Annotated in this window: 1 protein-coding gene and 1 pseudogene; both read left to right on the forward strand. The window is 69.7% G+C overall.

The genetic code is table 11. The features are described from left to right. Positions 1-93 (forward strand): annotated as a pseudogene (locus BST12_RS34085) (hypothetical protein); the annotation flags it as partial. Then, a partial coding sequence (locus BST12_RS29960; RefSeq protein ID WP_170062245.1) for a hypothetical protein occupies positions 90-271 on the forward strand: 182 nt, incomplete at its 3' end. The pseudogene BST12_RS34085 and the gene BST12_RS29960, both read left to right, overlap by 4 nt.

A 271-nucleotide genomic window follows, 5' to 3' on the forward strand; every position in this document is an offset into this window, starting at 1 on the left:
GCGGAGTGGCCGCTGCACGCGATGGCCGCTGCCATCTTCGCAACGTATCCGTTCTTCATAAAGCTCGGCCGCCGGCTCGGGCGCCGGATATGAGCCGGCTCGCCGATCGGGCTAAGTCCTATCCGTTGGCCTCGTTCGGCGCCGCGCTGCTGCCGCCGGAGCTCGGCGGCCCGTTGCCGGCTCAATTCGTGCAGCGCGTTGACCGCTACGTCACACGACTGCCGGCGACCTCACGATTCGCGGTGCGCGCCGGGCTGGCTTCACTGGCGGC

Origin of the sequence: Mycobacterium angelicum, from assembly GCF_002086155.1 — a bacterium.
Classification (GTDB): Bacteria; Actinomycetota; Actinomycetes; order Mycobacteriales; family Mycobacteriaceae; genus Mycobacterium; species Mycobacterium angelicum.